Origin of the sequence: Desulfocurvus sp., from assembly GCF_023230885.1 — a bacterium.
Taxonomy (GTDB): Bacteria; Desulfobacterota; Desulfovibrionia; order Desulfovibrionales; family Desulfovibrionaceae; genus Desulfocurvus.
Genome location: NZ_JALNWM010000278.1, coordinates 1 through 3192 on the forward strand (window position 1 = coordinate 1; position 3192 = coordinate 3192).

General features: G+C 68.0%; 2 protein-coding genes and 1 tRNA gene. All 3 read left to right on the plus strand.

Annotation, left to right across the window (positions count from 1 at the left end):
• Positions 1-86: transfer RNA gene (locus M0P34_RS14600), tRNA-Leu, on the plus strand.
• 493 nt (positions 87-579) lie between these two features.
• Positions 580-2337, plus strand: coding sequence for an EAL domain-containing protein (locus tag M0P34_RS14605; protein ID WP_291500424.1), 1758 nt, complete (start codon positions 580-582; stop codon positions 2335-2337).
• A 119-nt stretch (positions 2338-2456) separates the two neighbouring features.
• Positions 2457-3041 carry a hypothetical protein gene (locus tag M0P34_RS14610; RefSeq protein WP_291500426.1) on the plus strand — a complete coding sequence of 195 codons (585 nt, stop codon included), beginning with the start codon at positions 2457-2459 and terminating at the stop codon, positions 3039-3041.
• Positions 3042-3192: the final 151 nt, after the last annotated feature.

Below are 3192 nucleotides of genomic sequence, written 5' to 3' on the forward strand. Positions count from 1 at the left end.
GCCGGGGTGGTGGAATGGTAGACACGGAGGCCTCAAAAGCCTTTGTCCGCAAGGACATGCGGGTTCGAGTCCCGCCCCCGGTACCACCTAGATGAACAGACTCAAAATCTGGCATTGGCGACAATGTGCGGGTTCGATTCCCGCCCCCGGTACCAGTTATATTTCAGGTGGTTATGATTTTGTTGCCCGCCTGAGTTGAGGGTTTTGCAGTTGCAGCGCGCGCCCGGCTGCGCGCCCGCCACCATCCCGGAAGTCCCGGAGTTGCCGCTCCGGGGCTTTGCCAAGCCAAGGCTTGGTATTGGCGACAATGTGCGGGTTCGACTCCCGCCCCGGCACCACTGGAACGACAAGGGCTTTTCCGTCTTCACCGAGAAGGGCGGGAGAGCCCTTTTCCCGTCCCCGGGCCTCCCCCGGGCCTCCCCCGGACGCCACCCGGCCTCCCCCGAACCCCTTCCGGCAGACGCGTCCCTCGCTGCAATCCCTTCTCCGCCAACGGGATTTTGTCGCCCAAAGTTGACACTGATTTTCATTTTCAATATATCTGGGCGCGGCTCATGAACGTCGGCCAAAGGAGCGGCAATGGATACGGACAAGGATCGTACTCGCGACGTGGTTCGGGAGCTGTGGCCCCTCATGGAGCGCCTGGGGACGCCCTTGCAGGTGCTGGACATGCAGGGGCGGATGGTGGAGTGCAACGCCCCGGCCCGGGCGCTGCTCGGGCTGGAGGACGACGGGCGGTGGCGCGGCCGCTGCCCCTGCCCCGAGGGGACCGACGGCGCCGTCCATCTGCCGGACATCCTGCGCGAATGCGTCCAGGGGCTGCGCGACGAGTTCATCCAGGAGGAGGAGCTGACCGGGCCCGGGGGCCTGCCCCTGAGCCTGCGCCGCTGCGGGGCCGTACTGCGCGACGGGCGGGGGCGGCCCCTGTGCGTGGTGGCGTCCCTGGAGGACCGCTCGGCCGTGCGGCGGGTGGAGGTGCGTCTGCGCCACGCGGCGCTGCACGACAACCTCACCGGCCTGCCCAACCGGACCCTGTTCATGGAGCGGCTGCAAAGCGCCCACCGCCTGGCCAGGCGGCACGACGACTACGATTTTTCCGTGCTGTTCCTGGATTTCGACCGCTTCAAGCTGGTCAACGACAGCCTGGGTCACCGCGCGGGCGACGAATTCCTGCGGACAGCCGCCGGGCGCATCCGTACCTGCCTGCGCGACGTGGACACCCTGGCCCGTTTCGGGGGCGACGAGTTCTCCGTGCTGCTGCCCGACGCCTGGGAGCTGCGCGAGGTCAAGGGCGTCATCGACCGCATCCGCGAGGCCCTGGCCGAGCCGGTGTGCTTTGACGGGCGCGAGTTCTTCAGCAGCGTGAGCATCGGCGTGGTCCTCGGCTCGGGGCGCTACCACCGCGCCGAGGACATCATGCGCGACGCCGAGACCGCCATGTACCGCTCCAAGGCCGCGGGTAAGGCGGGGTACGCCCTGTTCGACGACGGGATGCACCGCCAGGCCCTGCGGCTGCTGGAGTGCGAGACGGAACTGCGCCGGGCCCTGGCCCGCGACGAGCTGGTCCTGCATTACCAGCCCATCGTGGACCTGGCGACCTCGACGGTGGACGGGGTGGAAGCTCTGGTGCGCTGGCAGCATCCTGCGCGCGGCCTGCTGCCTCCGGGCGAGTTCGTGCCCCTGGCCGAGGAGGCCGGGCTGATCCTGGACATCGACCGCTGGGTGCTGGCCGAGGCCTGCCGTCAGTTGCGGGCCTGGGAGGATGCCGGGCTTTCCGGGCGCGGCAGCGTGAACGTCAACCTTTCCCCGCGTTTTTTCATGCGCGCCGGGGCCGCCGACGACTTCGAGGGCATCGTGCGCGGCAGCGGCGCCCCCGCCCACCGGCTGAAGGTCGAGATCACCGAATCCCTGCTGCTGGACCCCTCCAGCGATGTGGAGCGGGCCATCGCCACCGTGCGGTCCATGGGCGTGTCCCTGGTCATGGACGACTTCGGCACGGGCTACTCGTCCCTGTCCAACCTGCACCGCTTTCCCTTCGACACCATCAAGATCGACCGTTCATTCATCGCGCGCATGGTCGACAGCCAGGTTCACGGCGGCACCGTGCGGGCCATCGTCGGCCTGGGGCGGACCTTCGGCATGGACGTGGTGGCCGAGGGCGTGGAGACCCCCGGGCAGGCCGAGGCCCTGCGCGGCCTGGGCTGCGACCGTGCCCAGGGCTGGCTTTACGCCCGCGCCGTGGACGCCGCCCGCGCCGGGGCCATGCTCGGCAGGCGCCTGTCGCCGGGGCGTGGCCCGTCGCCCGCCGCGAGCCAGCCCCTGGCCGTGGGCGCCTGAGCCGTCGCGCCCCCCGGCGGGGGCGCCGGGCTTGGCAAACGTCGCGGCCCGGTGTATCCAATGCCGGACCCCGGGGCCGCGCCCCGGGGGCGACGCACGCTGAAAACCGGAGGCGGATCATGGCACGAGTTTTTCTGAAAATGGCCCTGGCGGCGACCCTGCTGCTCGCGGCGGGGCTGGCCCTGTCCGGCTGCCAGACCACCGGCTCGGGCACCGGCGCCGCCAAGGCTCCGGCGGCGGCCCCGGCCGCACCCGCGGCCCCGGGCGCCCAGGCCGACCCCGTGGTTGATTTGGAAGAACGGATGTTTTTATTGTCTGCCGCCTCGGACAGGCGGACCAGCCTGGACATGCGTTTTATCGTGGTTCGTGCCGTGAATCGCGGTGTGAATGAAGAGGAGGCTTACAAGGCTGCGCAGAAGTTGAGTTTTGCTGATTTCCGAGGCTGGCTGAACGAGTCAGCCCAGGCCCACCGCGTGGCTTATTTGGGTGGCGGTAAGCTCCGGGTAGACGCTTTGAACTTGAGCATGGATGGAGTGGCTTTCGGGGAGGCAAACTTCGTGTTTCGGTTGGTTGATTTTGTCACTGCAGGGCGAACCATTAAGGGGGCTAGCCTCGACCAATTAGTCCTTGATGGACGCGATCTGACTGACAACGCAGGGCTTAAGGTGTATGAATTGCTATTGAATCGTGCCCTTGGGCTCTAGCTGTTCGGGCGTCCTGTGCGGGAAGCATACGAAAACGGGGCGCGGCCGCAAGGCCGCACCCCGTTTTTCGTTGCGGGAGGGGGCTACTGGGCGTCGACCACGCGCACGGCGGTGCCGTAGCAGGAAATGTATTTGCTGCCGTCGGGGTGGA

Coding starts and splice junctions, on each gene's coding strand:
- M0P34_RS14605 (WP_291500424.1), top strand. CDS start 580: ATGGATACGGACAAGGATCGTACTCGCGACGTGGTTCGGGAGCTGTGG.
- M0P34_RS14610 (WP_291500426.1), top strand. CDS start 2,457: ATGGCACGAGTTTTTCTGAAAATGGCCCTGGCGGCGACCCTGCTGCTC.